General features: G+C 40.6%; 17 protein-coding genes, 1 tRNA gene and 1 pseudogene. 12 read left to right on the forward strand and 7 right to left on the reverse strand.

Annotated features, from left to right (window positions below; all coding sequences use genetic code 11):
- Position 1 precedes the first annotated feature (1 nt).
- Positions 2-265, forward strand: a complete 264-nt coding sequence (locus MKL35_RS13775; RefSeq protein ID WP_032010218.1) for a YfhL family 4Fe-4S dicluster ferredoxin — start codon at positions 2-4, stop codon at positions 263-265.
- Between the two features lie 236 nt (positions 266-501).
- A complete protein-coding gene (gene abeS, locus MKL35_RS13780; protein WP_270913891.1) occupies positions 502-831 on the forward strand; it encodes a multidrug efflux SMR transporter AbeS in 330 nt (109 codons plus the stop codon).
- A 70-nt stretch (positions 832-901) separates the two neighbouring features.
- Here the strand turns inward: abeS and MKL35_RS13785 are convergent, their stop codons facing one another.
- From MKL35_RS13785 to adeL, 5 genes are all read right to left on the reverse strand, one after another.
- Positions 902-1678: an ABC transporter ATP-binding protein gene (locus MKL35_RS13785; RefSeq protein ID WP_000438610.1), complete on the reverse strand. Its 777-nt coding sequence runs from the start codon at positions 1676-1678 to the stop codon at positions 902-904.
- A 9-nt stretch (positions 1679-1687) separates the two neighbouring features.
- Positions 1688-2401, reverse strand: coding sequence for an ABC transporter permease (locus tag MKL35_RS13790; RefSeq protein WP_270913894.1), 714 nt, complete (start codon positions 2399-2401; stop codon positions 1688-1690).
- Positions 2398-3087 carry an ABC transporter permease gene (locus MKL35_RS13795; RefSeq protein ID WP_000010370.1) on the reverse strand — a complete coding sequence of 230 codons (690 nt, stop codon included), beginning with the start codon at positions 3085-3087 and terminating at the stop codon, positions 2398-2400. The genes MKL35_RS13790 and MKL35_RS13795 overlap by 4 nt, the downstream gene beginning before the upstream one ends.
- A gap of 91 nt (positions 3088-3178) precedes the next feature.
- Positions 3179-3964 carry an ABC transporter substrate-binding protein gene (locus MKL35_RS13800; RefSeq protein ID WP_002049251.1) on the reverse strand — a complete coding sequence of 262 codons (786 nt, stop codon included), beginning with the start codon at positions 3962-3964 and terminating at the stop codon, positions 3179-3181.
- Positions 3965-4140: 176 nt separating this feature from the next.
- Positions 4141-5172, reverse strand: coding sequence for a multidrug efflux transcriptional repressor AdeL (adeL, locus tag MKL35_RS13805; protein WP_002049092.1), 1032 nt, complete (start codon positions 5170-5172; stop codon positions 4141-4143).
- A 197-nt stretch (positions 5173-5369) separates the two neighbouring features.
- On the opposite strand from adeL, the gene adeF reads away from it, so the two are divergent.
- The 3 genes from adeF to adeH are packed head-to-tail and all read left to right on the forward strand — an operon-like array spanning position 5370 to position 11237.
- Positions 5370-6590 (forward strand): multidrug efflux RND transporter periplasmic adaptor subunit AdeF, encoded by a 1221-nt coding sequence (gene adeF / locus MKL35_RS13810; protein WP_032010222.1) that lies wholly within the window; start codon positions 5370-5372, stop codon positions 6588-6590.
- A gap of 6 nt (positions 6591-6596) precedes the next feature.
- Positions 6597-9776 carry a multidrug efflux RND transporter permease subunit AdeG gene (adeG, locus tag MKL35_RS13815; RefSeq protein ID WP_032010224.1) on the forward strand — a complete coding sequence of 1060 codons (3180 nt, stop codon included), beginning with the start codon at positions 6597-6599 and terminating at the stop codon, positions 9774-9776.
- 12 nt (positions 9777-9788) lie between these two features.
- A complete protein-coding gene (gene adeH / locus MKL35_RS13820; protein WP_032010225.1) occupies positions 9789-11237 on the forward strand; it encodes a multidrug efflux RND transporter outer membrane subunit AdeH in 1449 nt (482 codons plus the stop codon).
- A gap of 40 nt (positions 11238-11277) precedes the next feature.
- On the opposite strand, the gene glyA is transcribed toward adeH, so the two are convergent.
- Complete coding sequence (gene glyA, locus MKL35_RS13825) at positions 11278-12531, reverse strand: serine hydroxymethyltransferase (RefSeq protein WP_002049224.1); 1254 nt, start codon at positions 12529-12531, stop codon at positions 11278-11280.
- A gap of 60 nt (positions 12532-12591) precedes the next feature.
- On the opposite strand from glyA, the pseudogene MKL35_RS13830 reads away from it, so the two are divergent.
- A pseudogene (locus MKL35_RS13830) lies at positions 12592-12669 on the forward strand (hypothetical protein); the annotation flags it as partial.
- 108 nt (positions 12670-12777) lie between these two features.
- Here MKL35_RS13830 and MKL35_RS13835 read toward each other — a convergent pair.
- Complete coding sequence (locus MKL35_RS13835; RefSeq protein WP_032010227.1) at positions 12778-14007, reverse strand: alpha/beta hydrolase; 1230 nt, start codon at positions 14005-14007, stop codon at positions 12778-12780.
- A 248-nt stretch (positions 14008-14255) separates the two neighbouring features.
- Here MKL35_RS13835 and MKL35_RS13840 point away from each other — a divergent pair, with 248 nt between their 5' ends.
- The 6 genes from MKL35_RS13840 (at position 14256) to queF (ending at position 18522) form a co-directional block, all read left to right on the forward strand.
- A complete protein-coding gene (locus tag MKL35_RS13840) occupies positions 14256-14942 on the forward strand; it encodes a 3'-5' exonuclease (RefSeq protein WP_004707798.1) in 687 nt (228 codons plus the stop codon).
- A gap of 149 nt (positions 14943-15091) precedes the next feature.
- Entirely contained in the window at positions 15092-15712 is a 621-nt protein-coding gene (locus tag MKL35_RS13845; RefSeq protein WP_004707796.1) for a hypothetical protein, read from the forward strand.
- 101 nt (positions 15713-15813) lie between these two features.
- A tRNA-Arg gene (locus MKL35_RS13850) sits at positions 15814-15890 on the forward strand.
- 117 nt (positions 15891-16007) lie between these two features.
- On the forward strand, positions 16008-16943 hold the full coding sequence (locus MKL35_RS13855; protein WP_002052950.1) for an ABC transporter ATP-binding protein: 936 nt from the start codon (positions 16008-16010) through the stop codon (positions 16941-16943).
- Positions 16940-17713, forward strand: a complete 774-nt coding sequence (locus MKL35_RS13860) for an ABC transporter permease (protein WP_002052782.1) — start codon at positions 16940-16942, stop codon at positions 17711-17713. The genes MKL35_RS13855 and MKL35_RS13860 overlap by 4 nt, the downstream gene beginning before the upstream one ends.
- Positions 17710-18522, forward strand: a complete 813-nt coding sequence (queF, locus tag MKL35_RS13865; protein ID WP_032010228.1) for an NADPH-dependent 7-cyano-7-deazaguanine reductase QueF — start codon at positions 17710-17712, stop codon at positions 18520-18522. Before MKL35_RS13860 ends, queF begins: the two co-directional genes overlap by 4 nt.
- The last annotated feature ends 16 nt before the right edge of the window (positions 18523-18538 follow it).

The following is an 18538-nucleotide window of genomic DNA, read 5'->3' on the forward strand; positions in this document are numbered from 1 at the left end:
CATGGCCCTTTTGATTACGAATGACTGCATCAATTGTGATATGTGCTTACCAGAATGCCCCAATACGGCTATTTTTGAAGGCAACAAAGTTTATGAAATTGATTCATCTCGTTGTACAGAATGTGTAGGTTTTTATGATGTACCAACATGTAAAGCGGTTTGCCCAATCGATTGTATAGAACCAGACCCTGCACATATTGAAAGCAAAGAACAATTATTAGAGAAATTTAAAGGCCTGAATTTAATTGGCTCATTCTCTTTTTAAAACCATTTAGAGGATCAAGTTAAAATCACTGATCCTCTTTTTATGACTATGCTGACCAGCTATTAAATAAACGAAGAAATGGTCTAGAGCATATTGCTAGTGATAAAATCAATTTATCAGTTTAGTTCCATTTACTGGTACTTTTGTACCAAAAAAATTGAACAATCGTTAAAACTGGTCAAACTATATCAACATTTCATATAGATTGATTAAAACCCTTTCTGGCGCAGCTTCCCATGTCTTATCTTTATTTAGCAATTGCGATTGCTTGTGAAGTTATTGCAACTTCAGCATTAAAAGCATCTCAAGGTTTTACTGTTCCAATTCCGTCTATTATTACGGTTGTGGGCTATGCAATTGCTTTTTATTTACTGTCTCTGACATTAAAAACAATTCCAAGCGGAATCGCCTATGCCATTTGGTCGGGTGCAGGTATTATTTTAATTTCCGCAATTGGCTGGATATTTTACAAACAACATTTAGACCTGGCTGCCTGCATTGGTTTAGCTTTAATGATCGCGGGTATTGTGATTATTAATGTATTTTCTAAAAATACTCATCTATAAAATATATTTAAAAAGCAACCGAGTATGATGAGAATTTTAAAAAAGTTTCACCATACTCGGTATCAACAGCTTATTTTAAACTACCCGTCAAAAATTGCTTTAAACGTTCACTTTTCGGGTTATTAAGTACTTCATCAGGATGTCCCTGTTCCTCAATTTTCCCTTGATGCAAGAAAATCACCTGATTAGACACATGACGTGCAAAGCCCATTTCATGTGTGACCACAATCATTGTACGACCTTCTTCAGCCAAGCCTTGCATTACTTTTAGTACTTCACCTACCAACTCTGGATCAAGTGCGCTGGTTGGTTCATCAAATAACATCACTTCCGGTTCCATAGCCAAAGCACGAGCAATTGCTACACGTTGCTGCTGACCACCAGATAAAAATGCCGGATATTTACTCTCAACACTTTCAGGCAATCCAACTTTACGTAGATACTTGCGTGCACACTCTTCTGCTTCAGCACGTTTTACTCCAAGTACATGGATTGGCCCTTCAATGACATTTTCTAGCACTGTCATGTGAGACCATAAATTAAAGTGTTGAAACACCATCATGAGCTGGGTACGCATTTTTTGTAGCTGCTTTGGGTCAACTACTTTTAAATTGCCTTTTTTATCAAAGACTGTGCGTAGTTTTTCACCATTGAGCTTAATCGTGCCATTGCTCGGTTGTTCTAAAAAGTTGATACAACGCAGCAAGGTACTTTTACCTGAACCAGATGAACCAATAATACTAATTACATCACCAGCATTTGCATCAAGTGATATTCCTTTAAGTACTTCATGATCGCCAAATGTTTTGTGTAAATCACGAATCACTAGTTTTGCAACCTGTTCCATTTATGTCTCCTAATGATTCGATGGCTTTAAAAATGCCAACCAACGTTTTTCCAACTTACGAAATATCCAAATCAAAATAAAAGCCAGCACTGCATATAACACCGCAGCAATGCCAAAAGCACTGAAAGTGTCATAGGTTGCTGCATTCACATCACGCGCAATTTTTAAAATGTCGGGAACTGTTGCGGTAAATGCAATGGTTGTCGCGTGCAACATCAAAATGACTTCATTGCCATAAAACGGTAAAGCACGGCGTAACATCGACGGAATGATAATACGTGTGTAGAGTTTCCATTTTGACATACCGAAAGCTTGAGCAGCTTCAATCTCACCATGTGGAATAGAACGGATCGCTCCAGCGAAGATTTCAGTGGTATATGCACCAGTATTGAGCGCGAATGCCAAAATGGTGCAATTTATGCCCTCTCGAAAGAATGCATCGAGAGTTTGATGTTCATGGACATAATCAAAGCTATAAATACCCGAGTAAATAATCAACAGTTGGATGTAGAGTGGTGTGCCACGAAAAACATAAGTAAACAAACAAACTGGACCACGCAACCAGTTATTTTCTGATACTCGTGCAAGTGATAAAGGCACAGCAAGCACAAACCCAATACCAATTGAAAGCACCAATAACCAGGCAGTCATCGCGACACCAGTCATTTGTAGGCCATCCGTCCAAAGGTATGCTTTCCAATATTGTTGAAGGATTTCAATCATAATTGCCCCTTCCTCACACCAGCAGAATAATGACGTTCAAGCCACATTAAGATCAGGTTCGACACGGTAGTAATTACCAAATAAATAGCGGCAGCCACGATGCTGAAAAAGAACAGTTGCATGGTACTTCTACCCGCATCTTGCGTAATTTTTACAATGTCAGTCAGGCCAATAATGGAAACCAGCGCGGTCGCCTTAATCAAAACTTGCCAGTTGTTACCAATGCCAGGCAACGCAAAACGCATCATTTGAGGGAATAATACACGGTGAAAAACCTGCCACGGCGTCATCCCATAGGCCATTGCTGCTTCAATTTGTCCCCTCGGAACCGATTGAAATGCACCACGAAAGGTCTCGGTAAAATATGCACCATAAATGAACGCTAATGTAATCACACCAGCCACAAATGGGTTGATATCAATCTGATCCATTTGCAGTGCTTCAGTAATTTGGTTTAAACCCAACTGCAAGCTATAAAATAACAGCAGCATAATCACTAAGTCAGGCACACTACGGATGAGTGTGGTATAGGCGGTCGCAATATAACGTAAAGCTTTAATATTAGAGAGTTTTGAACTCGCACCAATTAAGCCAATAATGACAGAAAGCAAGAGTGATAACAGCGCAAGCTGTATGGTCATCCATGTTCCGCTGAGAAGGAGTGGCCCATAGCCAGAAAAAGACATGACTCATCTTCTCCTTAAAAACAATATCTAATATTGATGAGATGAGAATAGATTTAAAAATGTCGGCACTTAGCCGACATTTTTCACATCATTAGTAAATGCTAAAAGAGAAGTATTTTTTCTCGAGTTTCTTGTATGTGCCATCCGCAATGATTGCAGCCAATGCCTTGTCAATATTCGCTTTCAAGTCTGCATCTTCTTTACGTAAACCGATAGCCGCACCTACCCCCAATGTTTTGACATCCACCACATTACCGCCAGCAAAAGAGAAGTTTTTACCTTTCGGTTGTTTTAAGAAAGCGCCATCAACCATAATTGCATCTTGTAAAGTTGCATCCAAACGACCAGACATCATGTCTTGGTAAATCAAATCTTGAGTTGGATAAGGAACAACACTCACACCTTTTGGAGCCCAATAGGTTTTAGCATATGTTTCTTGAATAGTGCCCTGCTGTACACCGACACGCTTACCTTTTAATGAAGTAGGTGTTGGTAACAACGGCGAACCTTTTTTTGCAACCATACGAGTTGGCGTGTTGTAGATTTTGCTGCTAAATAAAATTTGTTTCGCGCGTTCATCAGTAACGGTCATTGATGAAAGAATGCCATCAAATTTTTTCGCTTTAAGCGCGGGAATCATCCCGTCAAAAGAGTTTTCCACCCAAACACATTTGGCTTTAAGCTTTGCACAAATGGCATTACCTAAATCAACATCAAAACCAGTTAACTTGCCATCTGGTGTTTTATATTCAAACGGCGCATAAGACGACTCAGTACCAAAACGAATCACCTTCCAATCCTTTGCTTGAACATTCGTTGCAACAGCAGCCAAAACTAAGGTTGTTGAAACGAACATTTTTTTCATAAAGCTTGCCATCTTGAAGCTTCTCCTTAAAATCCTAATAAGGTGATAAAAACTTGAGCAATTTCTAAATTACTCTTCTGCCGAAATAATTGCAATTTCTATACCAGTAAATTAAGGATTTATGAAGATGTCTAAGCAATGAACTGTATTGATGGTTTAAATGTTGAAAAATCAATCAAATTTTAAGATTAAGTTTTGAGTGTATAAGCTTCAGCAATATTGTGCTGCTCGACCAAAGTACGAATTGTATATTCATGACCAGTTTCTTTATCACAGGCAAATTCACATTTCTGGTCGAAAGGTAAAGCCGTACCGCCAAGTAATGGACAACCTGCAAAAAGTTCAGCGACCCAATCTACAAACACTTTTACTTTGAGCGATAAATGACGATTTTGAAGATAAACTGCTGAAATCGGCATCGGCGCTGGCGTCCACTGAGGCAATACTTCTTTTAACAAACCCGATTCTAAATGGTTGGTGAGCATATAACGTGGGCCTTGAATTATACCGAAACCCTGCAAAGCTAAGTCGATGTAAGCATCACCGTCATTTACAGAAACACGTCCACGTACTGATACACTTTTAATTAAATCATCAACGACAAAATCCCAATCGAAGTTGCGTCCGGTACGGCTTGAAAAGAAGTGAATCGCTTTATGGTTTTTTTGCAAATCTTCAATTGAGGTAGGTTCGCCATATTTTTCTAAATAAATCGGTGAAGCAGCAGTTGCACACTGGAAAGTTCCGATACGACGCGCAATTAAGCTTGAATCTTTTAATTCACCGACCCGAATTGCACAATCAACTGCTTCTCCCACCAAGTCTACAGGTCGGTCATTTAGACCAATCACTAAATCAATATCAGGATAGCGTGCATGAAAATCGCGTAGTCTTGGAATTAAAATTAAACGGCCAATGGATACAGGCACATCAATACGAAGCTGACCTCTTGGCCCCCGCTCTGCATCATGAAAGGAAGATTCAATATCGGAAACATCCGCTAAAATACGGGCTGTCCGATCATAATATACGGCGCCATCCGGTGTGAGACTAATTTTTCGTGTTGTCCGATTCAGCAAACGAACTTGTAAATGCTTCTCTAAAGCCTGAATAGTTGTGGTCACAGAAGCACGCGGTAAACCCAAACTATCAGCTGCTAAACTGAAACTATTTGTTTCAACCACTTTGTTGAACACCCTCATGGCATGAAATAGATCCACACGCACACTCCTATTAATGCATTTCTTTATTCAAATACATCAATTGTTATAAAAATACGAATAGTGTTATCAAATTTAATATATTTATTCGTGATTGACAAACTTTTATGCTCCGTCCATTCCATAAACCCTGTTTCTCCCATACGGACCATAACTAAAAGTCTGAAAACAGGTATCCAAATAACTAGGAGCACCTCATGTCATTTTCCCGCAAACAGTTTGCACTGTCTGCCATCTTTGTCGCCATTTTGGCTACAGGGGGCAGTTTTATGTTTTTACATGAAAATGCCGATGCAAAAGCTGCACCGACCAGTGCCCAACAAGCTGCTACTGTTGATGTAGCCTCTGTAGTAAGCAAAACCATTACCGATTGGCAAGAATATTCCGGTCGTTTAGAAGCCATTGATCAAGTTGATATTCGGCCTCAAGTTTCAGGAAAACTTATTGCCGTACATTTCAAAGATGGCAGTCTTGTTAGAAAAGGCGATTTACTATTTACCATTGACCCGCGTCCTTTTGAAGCAGAACTGAATCGTGCAAAAGCCCAGCTTGCTTCAGCTGAAGCACAGGTAACATATACCGCAAGCAATCTTTCACGTATTCAACGTCTCATTCAGAGTAATGCTGTTTCTCGCCAAGAACTGGATTTAGCCGAAAATGATGCACGTTCAGCGAATGCTAACCTACAAGCCGCTAGAGCAGCAGTTCAATCTGCCCGCTTAAATCTGGAATATACCCGTATAACTGCACCAGTCAGTGGTCGAATTTCCCGTGCCGAAGTCACCGTTGGTAATGTCGTTTCTGCAGGTAACGGCGCACAGGTTTTAACAAGTTTGGTTTCTGTGTCACGCCTATATGCATCTTTCGATGTGGATGAACAAACTTACCTCAAGTACATCAGTAATCAGCGCAATTCTTCGCAAGTACCTGTCTATATGGGACTTGCCAATGAAACAGGCTTTACTCGCGAAGGTACGATCAACTCAATCGACAATAACCTGAATACAACCTCAGGTACGATTCGTGTTCGCGCAACTTTTAACAATCCAAACGGTGTTTTATTGCCGGGCCTATATGCACGAATCCGTTTAGGTGGAGGCCAACCTCGCCCAGCGATTCTGATTAGTCCAACCGCGGTTGGTGTCGACCAAGATAAACGCTTTGTCGTAGTCGTTGATGCGAAAAATCAAACTGCTTACCGCGAAGTAAAACTCGGTGCCCAACAAGATGGCTTGCAAATCGTAAATAGCGGATTACAAGCGGGTGATCGTATCGTGGTAAATGGTTTACAACGGATTCGTCCGGGTGCCCCTGTTACACCGCATCTTGTTCCTATGCCAAATTCCCAAATCACTGCTAACGCTACTCCTCCTCAACCTCAGCCAACAGATAAAACATCAACTCCGGCAAAAGGTTAATCACATATGAATATTTCTAAATTTTTTATTGATCGGCCGATCTTTGCTGGTGTGCTATCAGTCTTGATTTTACTCGCCGGTCTCCTTTCGGTATTTCAGTTACCGATTTCTGAATATCCCGAAGTTGTTCCCCCATCTGTGGTGGTACGTGCTCAATATCCGGGTGCAAACCCGAAAGTGATTGCTGAAACCGTTGCCTCTCCACTTGAAGAATCAATCAACGGTGTAGAAGACATGCTGTATATGCAATCTCAAGCAAACAGCGACGGTAACCTAACCATTACGGTGAACTTTAAGCTCGGCATCGACCCAGACAAAGCACAACAATTGGTTCAAAACCGTGTGTCTCAGGCCATGCCCCGTTTACCTGAAGATGTACAGCGCTTAGGTGTCACGACTTTAAAAAGCTCACCTACTTTAACCATGGTAGTGCATCTGACCTCCCCAGATAATCGCTATGACATGACCTACTTACGTAACTATGCGGTACTCAACGTGAAAGACCGTTTAGCGCGTTTACAAGGGGTTGGTGAAGTCGGATTATTTGGTTCTGGTGACTACGCGATGCGCGTGTGGCTCGATCCACAAAAAGTAGCACAGCGTAACCTTACAGCCACTGAAATTGTGAATGCAATCCGTGAACAAAACATTCAGGTTGCAGCAGGTACAATCGGTGCCTCACCAAGTAATTCACCTTTGCAGCTTTCAGTGAATGCTCAAGGTCGTTTAACCACTGAACAAGAATTTGCAGATATTATTTTAAAAACTGCCCCTGATGGTGCGGTTACCCGATTGGGTGATGTGGCTCGTGTTGAACTTGCAGCCTCTCAATACGGCTTACGTTCATTACTTGATAATAAACAAGCAGTCGCGATTCCAATTTTCCAAGCTCCGGGTGCGAATGCTTTACAAGTTTCGGATCAAGTACGTAGCACGATGAAGGAGCTTTCGAAAGATTTCCCATCTTCAATTAAATACGACATTGTTTATGACCCGACTCAATTCGTACGGGCCAGTATTAAAGCGGTCGTTCATACCCTACTTGAAGCAATTGCACTGGTTGTTGTGGTTGTTATTTTATTTTTACAAACATGGCGCGCCTCAATTATTCCATTGCTTGCCGTACCGGTTTCAATTATTGGTACATTCGCGCTCATGCTCGCTTTTGGTTACTCCATCAATGCACTTTCACTGTTCGGGATGGTACTTGCCATTGGTATTGTGGTCGATGACGCGATTGTGGTCGTCGAAAACGTCGAGAGGAATATTGAAGCTGGCTTAAATCCAAGGGAAGCGACTTACCGTGCCATGCGAGAAGTGAGCGGACCGATTATTGCGATTGCATTAACACTTGTAGCCGTGTTCGTTCCACTTGCCTTTATGACAGGCTTAACTGGACAATTCTATAAACAATTTGCCATGACCATTGCCATTTCAACAGTCATTTCGGCATTTAACTCACTTACCCTCTCTCCAGCTCTGGCAGCAATGTTACTTAAAGGACATGATACTAAACCTGATGCCTTAACACGTATTATGAATCGTGTATTCGGACGTTTCTTTGCACTGTTTAACCGTGTGTTTTCACGTGCTTCAGACCGTTATAGTCAAGGTGTCAGCCGTGTCATTTCCCATAAAGCTTCGGCAATGGGTGTTTATGCAGCACTTCTAGGTTTAACCATTGGTATTTCCTATATTGTTCCAGGTGGTTTCGTTCCTGCGCAGGACAAACAATATTTGATTAGCTTTGCGCAGCTACCAAACGGCGCATCATTAGATCGTACCGAAGCAGTCATTCGTAAAATGAGTGATACTGCGCTTAAACAACCCGGTGTAGAAAGTGCGGTTGCCTTTCCTGGCCTATCAATTAACGGTTTCACCAATAGCTCAAGTGCCGGTATTGTCTTTGTGACTTTAAAGCCATTTGATGAACGTAAGGCTAAAGACTTATCTGCAAATGCTATTGCAGGTGCGCTCAACCAGAAATATTCAGCTATTCAAGATGCATATATCGCGGTTTTCCCACCACCACCAGTGATGGGCTTAGGTACTATGGGCGGCTTTAAACTCCAACTTGAAGACCGAGGCGCCTTAGGCTATTCAGCCTTGAATGATGCTGCACAAAACTTTATGAAAGCAGCACAATCAGCCCCTGAGCTTGGTCCAATGTTCTCAAGTTATCAAATTAACGTACCTCAACTCAACGTAGATCTGGACCGTGTAAAAGCTAAACAGCAAGGCGTTGCTGTGACAGATGTTTTCAACACCATGCAGATTTATTTAGGTTCTCAGTACGTTAACGACTTTAACCGCTTTGGACGTGTTTATCAGGTTCGTGCACAAGCCGATGCGCCTTTCCGTGCTAACCCTGAAGATATTTTGCAACTTAAAACCCGTAATAGTGCAGGACAAATGGTGCCATTATCTTCATTGGTAAATGTCACTCAAACCTATGGTCCTGAAATGGTCGTTCGTTATAACGGTTATACCTCAGCAGATATTAACGGCGGACCTGCACCGGGTTATTCATCTAGTCAAGCAGAAGCTGCGGTTGAACGTATTGCTGCACAAACTCTGCCGCGTGGTATCAAGTTTGAATGGACAGATTTAACTTACCAAAAAATCTTGGCCGGTAATGCAGGACTTTGGGTATTCCCAATTAGCGTATTACTGGTGTTCTTGGTTTTAGCTGCTCAGTATGAAAGCTTAACCCTACCATTAGCAGTTATCTTAATTGTACCAATGGGAATCTTAGCGGCTCTGACAGGTGTCTGGCTGACTGCTGGAGATAACAACATCTTTACTCAAATCGGTCTAATGGTACTGGTCGGGCTAGCCTGTAAAAATGCCATTTTGATTGTCGAATTTGCACGGGAACTTGAAATGCAAGGTGCGACTGCCTTTAAAGCAGCCGTTGAAGCAAGTCGTCTACGTTTACGCCCAATTTTAATGACCTCTATTGCATTTATTATGGGTGTCGTACCACTGGTGACTTCAACTGGGGCAGGTTCTGAAATGCGACATGCGATGGGGGTTGCCGTATTCTTCGGCATGATCGGTGTAACTTTCTTTGGTTTGTTCCTCACCCCTGCCTTTTATGTCCTGATTCGTACTCTGAACAGCAAACATAAACTGCATTCTGCGGCAGTTCATGAAGCGCCGTTAGCTAGCCCACACGATCATTAAGGAGGGCATTTGGTGATTACATCAAAACAAAACTGGTTGTTGTCCTCACTCATGGGAAGCCTGCTCCTTGCAGGCTGCTCATTAGCTCCAGAATATCAACCTGCAAAAGTTATAGTGCCAGTCAAATTCAAAGAATCTGATCCAAAAATTGAAGATAATAACTGGAAGATTGCCCAACCTGCCGATCAACAAACTCGTGGTGAATGGTGGCGCATTTACAATGATGCTCAACTGAATGAACTTGAACAGCAAGCTATCGCAGGCAATCAGAACCTTAAAGCGGTGGCAGCCAATATTCAGGCTTCACGTGCACTACGTTCGGCAGCTCAAGCTGAGCGCTTACCAAGTATTGATGCCGGATTTGGGCCAACCCGCCAAAAGCCGTCTCCGGCTTCACTCGGTTTAGATGACAATGCACATACTTCGGCTCACACCTTATGGCGCGCTCAAGCCAATGTTTCATATGAGCTCGATTTATTTGGTCGTGTAGCAAGTAGTGTCAATGCAGCAACAGCAGATCTACAGCAACAAGAGGCTCTATATCAGTCGGCACTTTTAGCTCTACAAGCAGATGTTGCTCAAGGCTATTTTCTGATACGTCAACTTGATACCGAGCAAGCAATTTATAACCGAACAATCAAATTACTAGGTGAAACACGAGATTTAATGCAGCTTCGTTTTAAAAACGGACTGGTCAGTGAATTAGATGTTTCTCGTGCACAAACCGAACTTGCTACCGCACAAACCACTGCCCTAAATATTGCTCGTAACAGAGCCAGTGCAGAACATGCGCTTGCAGTCTTATTAGGAAAACCACCAGCGGACTTTAACTTGCCAGTTCAATCTTTAACTGCAAATAGTATCCGTCTCCCTGCCGGTTTGCCATCAACTTTACTTGAAAGAAGACCCGACATTGCGGCTGCAGAGCGTGCAATGGCAGCAGATAATGCACGTATTGGAATTGCTCGTGCAGCATTTTTCCCAAAACTCAGTCTTACAGGAGCTTTAGGTTATGAATCTTCAAGTTTAAGCGAGTTGGGTAAATGGTCGAGTCGGACTTTTTTACTAGGACCTGTCGCCGGTACTATTTTGTCGTTACCTTTATTTGATGGTGGACAACGTAAAGCAGGCGTTGCTCAAGCACGAGCAGCTTATGAAGAAAGCGTTGCGAATTATCGGCAAACTGTACTAAACGCATTTCGCGAAGTTGAAAATGGTTTATCTGATCAAAGAATTCTCGATCAGCAAATTCAAGCTCAAAACCAAGCACTCTCCTCTTCTCGTCATGCCAATCAACTTTCTCATTTACGTTATCGAGAAGGTGCGATTAGCTATCTTGATGTCATTGATTCTGACCGTACTATTTTGCAACAAGAACAATTAGCAGCTCAGCTGAAAGGTAGCCAAATCATTGCAAGCATCAATTTAATCCGTGCTTTAGGGGGCGGTTGGAATAGTTAATAAAAAAAGCGCCTTACGGCGCTTTTTTTATATACACAAATTATTTTGCATATACAGGGAATTTTGCACAAACAGCTTCAACTTTTGCTTTTACATCAGCAATAACTTTTTCGTCACCTTTGCTGTCAATCACATCAGCGATCCAACCAGCAAGTTCACGAACTTCAGCTTCACCAAAACCACGAGTTGTTACTGCCGGAGTACCGATACGGATACCAGAAGTCACAAATGGAGAACGTGGGTCATTTGGAACTGAGTTTTTGTTCACAGTAATGTGAGCAGCACCTAACCAAGCATCTGCATCTTTACCAGTTACGTCTTGTTTGATTAAAGATAACAAGAATAAGTGGTTGTCTGTACCACCAGAAACAACATCATAACCACGTGCGATGAATACTTCAGCCATCGCTTGAGCATTTTTCACAACTTGTTGTTGGTAAGTTTTAAAGTCATCAGACATTGCTTCTTTGAAGCAGATTGCTTTAGCAGCAATCGCATGCATTAATGGACCACCTTGGTTACCAGGGAATACAGCTGATTGAAGTTTTTTCTCGATTTCTTCATTCGCTTTCGCAAGGATTAAACCAGAACGTGGACCACGAAGTGTTTTGTGAGTTGTCGTTGTCGTTACGTCAGCAATTTGAACTGGGTTTGGATATACACCAGCAGCAACAAGACCAGCAACGTGAGCCATATCAACAAAAAGGTAAGCGCCAACTTTGTCCGCGATGTCACGGAAACGTTGCCAATCTACAACACGGCTATAAGCAGAGAAACCAGCAACGATCATACGTGGCTTGTGTTCTAACGCTAAACGTTCAACTTCTTCGTAATCGATCTCGCCAGTTTCAGCATTTAGTCCATACTGAACAGCGTTATACGTTTTACCAGAGAAGCTAACTTTTGCACCGTGAGTCAAGTGACCACCGTGAGCCAAGCTCATACCCAAAACTGTGTCGCCTGGGTTAAGAAGTGCTAAATACACAGCAGAGTTAGCTTGTGAACCAGCATGTGGTTGAACGTTTGCGTAATCAGCACCAAAAAGTTCTTTAGCACGGTCAATCGCCATTTGTTCAATAACATCTACATATTCGCAACCGCCATAATAGCGTTTGCCAGGATAACCTTCTGCGTATTTGTTCGTAAGTTTTGATCCTTGCGCTTCCATCACAGCAGGAGAGCAATAGTTTTCAGATGCAATTAACTCGATATGTGCTTCTTGACGCTCACCTTCAGAAGCAATTGCTTGAGCTAATTCTGGATCAAATTCAGAAATGGAAATATTGGCAAACATTAGCGGGGGTCCTATAAATTAGGGCTTTTAAGCCGTGCTAAGATTGCGGCATATTGTAGCATGAACTTTATAATTAAACAGAATCAAGTTAGCTCAGTTTTAAATAAAAATGGCTCAATTTTTATAAAAAATGAGCCATCAAATCTAAAATAATTTATAAACACTTAAAAAGCTTTTAATTAATAATTTTCCAAAGTTAAATTTAGCTTTTCATAGCAATAAAAAAACCTTAAATATCAAACACTCTTATTGAGCTGACAGCAAGTTTTGTACATTTCCAACAATGTTATCTACATTACTGCTCATTGCCGCCTCATGGTCCCAATTACCCGTTACATAGCTATTAATTTTTGTACCGACGACAGTGGCATTAGATATCAAAATATCAGTAGCTACTTTCGGAACTGTTGTATCTGCTAGCCCCTGATAAATAATAATCGGTGTAGTGACTTTTGCCTGTAAAGGTTGAGAATCTTTATCTAAGAATGTTTTAACTAAAGGTACTGCCATAAAATTAGGTTGTGTACGCGTATATCCATCCAGTGTTCCATTATGCTCTGTAACATACTTAGTCATACCTGCACCAAAGGCTTGCCCCAATGGCCCTGCACAAATTGTTTCCGCCTGCTGTGCAGTACTTGCTGTTTGTGAAGTAAATACTTGGGAATAATCAAAGCTTGGCTGTGTATTTCGAATGCCGGCTGTCACTAAAGCAGTATATGTATCAAGCTGCGCATACATTGGAATCTTTTTATCCACAGTTGCATTAGCAACAGCCTGTTCACCTGCAATTAAAATAAATCCTAGATTTGAAGCTGGTGCTACCGCTACTGTACCTTTATAGTCAAGCTGCGCACGGCTCGCATATTGTGCAGCGCCCAATGCAGCATGCCCACCTTGCGAATGTCCTACAGTAACCCACTTTTTCGAAGTTAATAAGTTCCGCTGTAATAAATAATTGCGTGTTGCTACTACTGCATCGGTAATTGAATAAGCTTCACTTTTAATATTTAAAAATGGATGTATACCTGGTGTACCTAATCCCTCATAATCTGGTGCAACCACCACATAACCCGCTGCAAGAAGTTTACTAATTAAATCTTTAGTACTGTCTGTTAATGCCGATTTACTCGGTGCACATGCATCTGCAACCCCTGTCGTACCATGTGCCCAAACCACAATTGGCCAACCGCCTGCTGGTGGTGGAGTAGTCGGTGTAAATACTAGACTTGTTGCCTGCACCTCTTGTCCACTTTGACCTAACATTTTATAAGTTAAAATACTACTTTCAGCAGCAACCGCTCCTAAGTTAGTACTTGTATAAGCATCGACCTTAACCACTGGATTTTGAATATTATTGGCTGGAGTACCCGATGGATCAGTAGTTGCTGGACTGTCATCGCTACTTCCATCTCCACATCCCGTCAATAGTAAACTTGTGCTAAGAACACTGGTCATGAACAATTTCATTTTCATTCGTATATCTTCCTTAAATTCAATTTTTGTTGTGCTTTAGTTTTTAATGAACATTTTAAATGTCTTACAAACAATTACGCCTAATCTTCATTTTTCGCAAGTGATATTTAATCAAAATGAACAGCGAGATTTTCTACTTTTCAACATAAATTGCATTTGATAGCTCATCTAGCCTTACTCTATGTTTTAAAGTAGATAGCCAACTGTTAAGATTGATGGTTACTTGTAATTGTTTAAAGGTTCAAAAGATGCAAGCCATTATTTTAGATACAGAAACTCATACACTAAATGGTTTGCCTATTGAAATTGCATACGCCCCTATTGAACTTAATGCAGGTAAACTCACTTTAGATAAAAGCAAATTGTTTGATCAGCTTTATCAGGTGGGAGCTCCGATCTCTTATGCTGCAATGGCTGTTCACCATATCTTAGAGTCCGACCTAGAAAATCAGCCTCACTATAAAACCTTTAAATTACCTGATAGCACAACTTATATTATTGGCCATAATATTGATTATGATATTGCCGCAATTGCTCGCTGTGGCGTCGATGTATCTCATATTAAACCGATTTGTACTTTAGCTTTAGCACGTAAAGCTTGGCCAGATGCCGAAGCTCATAATATTTCTGCACTCATTTATATGATTTCCCAAGGTAGCGGTAAAGCTCGAGAAATGCTGAAAGGTGCTCACCGTGCCGACGCTGACATTATTTTAACTGCCAATATTTTGATGCATATTATCTATCATTTAAATATTCAAGATATTGAAGAGCTTTACCAAGTTTCTGAAGAAGCCCGTATTCCGCATACGATTAATTTTGGTAAGCATAAAGGTACGGCAATTGCTGAACTGCCTAAAGATTATATTCAATGGCTTCTACGTCAGGACGAGCTCGATGTCTATTTACGCAAGGCATTAGAAAGCGCATTTTAATTTCCTTAAATAAATGATATTCATAAACTCTTCATCAAATTGTCATTTTTGAGTTTTATCTTTAACCCCATTTATATTTTATTAAGAACAGTACTGTTTGATAGAGAAAAATCAAACAGACTGCTTCATTTTTATATTGGGGAAATACAATGTCTGGTTTTTATCGAACCAATTTGGGAAGAGTTGCGCTTCAACAACGTAATATTACGTTAAATGCAAAACAAAGACGTTTACTTCTATTAATAGACCATGAAGATTTTCAAAGTCTCGATACCGAGTTTAAAAAGCGGATCGCCCCACCAGAACTGATACAACAGCTCATTGACTTAAAACTAATTGCCCCTTCTAGTGAAAATTATTCAGAGTTACCTGAACAAATATCTCCCCAAGAGTCATCTATAACAACTAAAGAAATACATCAAAAAAATGTTGACGAGAATAAAAGTAATGATTTAGTTGGAGAAATTCAGGTTCCTCAATCAACGTCTGCGCCTTCAAATATTGAAAATAACCAACCAAGCATTCCAGTTCAGCAACTATCTTTTGAAGAAATACAACAGTTGATGAAGCAAAGCTTAAGCCAATACTGTGGCCTTATGGCAAAGCCACTTATTCAAAAAATAGAGCAAATAAAAACACTTCAAGAACTTAAAATGTGCCAAATGCAATGGATTACCAGTTTGCAGGAATCACGTATTCCTCCTCATGAGCTAGCACATACGCTCCATTCTATTAATTATTCAATTCAGCTTATTCAGCAACGCATCTAAAATAGAACAAGCTGCTGTTTAATTAAGCATTAAACCCACTTGGTACGTATTTCGTGCTTTACCTACCGGTGTTTTTTTCCTATGATGTGCCCCACACATGTGCGCTCGTAGCTCAGTTGGATAGAGTACAGGTTTCCGAAGCCTGGGGTCGTGGGTTCGATCCCCGCCGAGCGCACCAATTTATATATAATAACTTCATAAATTTATCTCAATTTCATAAAATTCCGACTATTTTACTTGGTTTATTAATCATTATCGCTCAAAATATACCCCTCTTTCATAATGTGAGAATTTCATGACTGATGCTTTGGTTTTAAGAGATTTGTCCAAAACATATCGTAATGGTTTTCAGGCGTTAAAAGGTATTAACCTCACTGTGCCTGAAGGTGAATTTTATGCGTTGTTAGGCCCAAATGGTGCCGGCAAATCAACAACCATTGGTATTATCAGCTCCCTCACGAAAAAAACTTCAGGAACTGTTGAGATTTTTGGACATAATCTCGATACTCATCCATCCTTGGCAAAACAGCAGCTTGGCGTTGTACCCCAAGAATTTAACTTCGGGCAATTTGAAAAAGCATTCGATATTTTAGTTACCCAGGCTGGTTATTACGGTATTCATAAAAAGATTGCCGAGAAACGAGCGGAACATTATCTAGAAAAGCTTGGCTTGTGGGAAAAACGCAATATACAAGCACGTATGCTGTCTGGTGGTATGAAACGTCGCCTAATGATCGCCCGCGCCATGATGCATGAACCTAAACTTCTTATTCTAGATGAGCCTACTGCAGGTGTAGATATTGAATTACGCCGTTCTATGTGGGATTTTCTAACCGAAATGAACGAAAACGGTACTTCTATCATTTTAACGACACATTATTTAGAAGAAGCAGAAATGTTGTGTCGTCAAATTGCCATCATTGACCGTGGTGTCATTAAAGAAGATACCAGCATGAAAAATTTCTTAAACCAGCTGAGTGAAGAGTCTTTTATTTTTGATTTAGCAGAACCAATTGCCCCACTCCAGCTCAATATTATTGGTGTGAAGTTCAACTTAATTGATAGTAGTACTTTAGAAGTAACAATGGATAAAGCACATACATTAAATGACTTATTCCAACTTTTAGAGTCACAAGGTATTCGTGTTCGTAGTATGCGTAACAAATCGAATCGCCTTGAAGAGCTATTTGTCAAAATGGTCGAGAAAAATCTTGAAGGAGCGGCAAAATGAACTTTAACCAACTGCAAATTGCCCTTTGGACTTTAGTTCGTAAAGAAGTACGCCGTTTTCTTCGCATTTGGCCACAAACTTTATTACCACCTGCGATTACCATGAGCTTGTATTTTGTCATTTTTGGTAATTTGGTTGGCTCACGTATTGGGCAAATGGGCGGCGTGAGCTACATGCAGTTTATTGTACCTGGCTTAATCATGATGGCTGTTATTACGAACAGCTATGCTAACGTGTCTTCTAGTTTCTTCAGTGTTAAATTTCAAAAGAGTATTGAAGAACTCATCATGAGTCCCGTGCCCTTACATATTATTTTATGGGGCTACGTGATTGGTGGTATTTGTCGTGGTGTCTTGGTTGGTGCCATTGTTACTGCGATGAGCATGTTCTTTACCCATCTTTTTATACATAACTGGTTCGTAACTATATATACAGTATTAATTACATCCGTTTTATTTTCCTTAGGCGGCTTTATTAATGCAGTCTATGCAAAATCATTTGATGATATTTCTATTATTCCAACCTTTGTACTTACTCCACTCACCTATTTAGGTGGTGTGTTTTATGCCATTAGTGCACTTGGTCCTTTTTGGCAAAAACTTTCTTTAATTAATCCTATTGTGTATATGGTAAATGCTTTCCGTTTCGGCATTTTAGGTCATAGTGACGTGAACGTTACGTTCTCTTTAATCATTGTGACATTATGTTGTGTTGTACTTTATGGAATTGCCTACTATTTACTTGCTCGTGGTTCAGGAATGCGTGAATGAGTGTCGAACAGTCTTTATTGGGTAAAGAAACCCAATATCCAACTAGCTATCAACCCGATGTGTTATTTCCAATTGCACGTGCTCAATCTCGTGAAAACTATTCACATATTGAAGGTATTAACCAAGGTAAAGATTGGTGGCATGTTTTTGAAATATCTTGGTTAAACTCGCATGGTATTCCACAGGTTGCGATTGGCAGAATTACCCTGCCAGCTTCTTCACCAAATTTGATTGAATCAAAGTCATTAAAGCTATACTTCAATAGTCTTAACTTTACTCAGTTTGGCTCTAAAGCGTTATTTATTGAAACGGTTGAAAAAGATCTATCGTCTGCAGCTGGTGCCAAAGTTGAGCTAACGCTATTTCAAGTAGATGAACTTGATATTTCTAAACCACAAGGCATTTGTATTGATGATCTAACACCTGAACGTTTAGAACAACATCCCGATGCATCACTTTTAAAATTGGATGAGTCTGGTGAAGAAGTCGAAATTGAACTGTATTCTCATCTTTTGAGAAGTAACTGCCCAGTCACGGGACAGCCAGATTGGGGTACAGTTTTTATCCGTTTTAAGGGCAAAAAACCTTGTTATCGTAGTGTTTTAGCTTATATTATCTCGTACCGTCAGCATAACGGTTTCCACGAACAGTGTGTTGAGCAAATCTTTGCAGATATTTGGCAAAATTTGCGACCTGAAAAGCTGATGGTTTATGCAACTTATACTCGCCGCGGTGGACTTGATATCAATCCTTGCCGAGTATCGGATCTATCATGGATGCCAAAACCGATTCGATTGGCACGACAATAAAACGAATAATTTGAGG

This window comes from Acinetobacter sp. AOR41_HL (genome assembly GCF_027854645.1).
GTDB lineage: Bacteria > Pseudomonadota > Gammaproteobacteria > Pseudomonadales > Moraxellaceae > Acinetobacter > Acinetobacter nosocomialis.

Excerpts from the sequence above, each read along its gene's own strand:
- MKL35_RS13775 (WP_032010218.1), top strand. The coding sequence starts at position 2 with ATGGCCCTTTTGATTACGAATGACTGCATCAATTGTGATATGTGCTTA.
- abeS (WP_270913891.1), top strand. The coding sequence starts at position 502 with ATGTCTTATCTTTATTTAGCAATTGCGATTGCTTGTGAAGTTATTGCA.
- MKL35_RS13785 (WP_000438610.1), bottom strand. The coding sequence starts at position 1,678 with ATGGAACAGGTTGCAAAACTAGTGATTCGTGATTTACACAAAACATTT.
- MKL35_RS13790 (WP_270913894.1), bottom strand. The coding sequence starts at position 2,401 with ATGATTGAAATCCTTCAACAATATTGGAAAGCATACCTTTGGACGGAT.
- MKL35_RS13795 (WP_000010370.1), bottom strand. The coding sequence starts at position 3,087 with ATGTCTTTTTCTGGCTATGGGCCACTCCTTCTCAGCGGAACATGGATG.
- MKL35_RS13800 (WP_002049251.1), bottom strand. The coding sequence starts at position 3,964 with ATGGCAAGCTTTATGAAAAAAATGTTCGTTTCAACAACCTTAGTTTTG.
- adeF (WP_032010222.1), top strand. The coding sequence starts at position 5,370 with ATGTCATTTTCCCGCAAACAGTTTGCACTGTCTGCCATCTTTGTCGCC.
- adeG (WP_032010224.1), top strand. The coding sequence starts at position 6,597 with ATGAATATTTCTAAATTTTTTATTGATCGGCCGATCTTTGCTGGTGTG.
- glyA (WP_002049224.1), bottom strand. The coding sequence starts at position 12,531 with ATGTTTGCCAATATTTCCATTTCTGAATTTGATCCAGAATTAGCTCAA.
- MKL35_RS13835 (WP_032010227.1), bottom strand. The coding sequence starts at position 14,007 with ATGAAAATGAAATTGTTCATGACCAGTGTTCTTAGCACAAGTTTACTA.
- MKL35_RS13840 (WP_004707798.1), top strand. The coding sequence starts at position 14,256 with ATGCAAGCCATTATTTTAGATACAGAAACTCATACACTAAATGGTTTG.
- MKL35_RS13845 (WP_004707796.1), top strand. The coding sequence starts at position 15,092 with ATGTCTGGTTTTTATCGAACCAATTTGGGAAGAGTTGCGCTTCAACAA.
- MKL35_RS13855 (WP_002052950.1), top strand. The coding sequence starts at position 16,008 with ATGACTGATGCTTTGGTTTTAAGAGATTTGTCCAAAACATATCGTAAT.
- MKL35_RS13860 (WP_002052782.1), top strand. The coding sequence starts at position 16,940 with ATGAACTTTAACCAACTGCAAATTGCCCTTTGGACTTTAGTTCGTAAA.
- queF (WP_032010228.1), top strand. The coding sequence starts at position 17,710 with ATGAGTGTCGAACAGTCTTTATTGGGTAAAGAAACCCAATATCCAACT.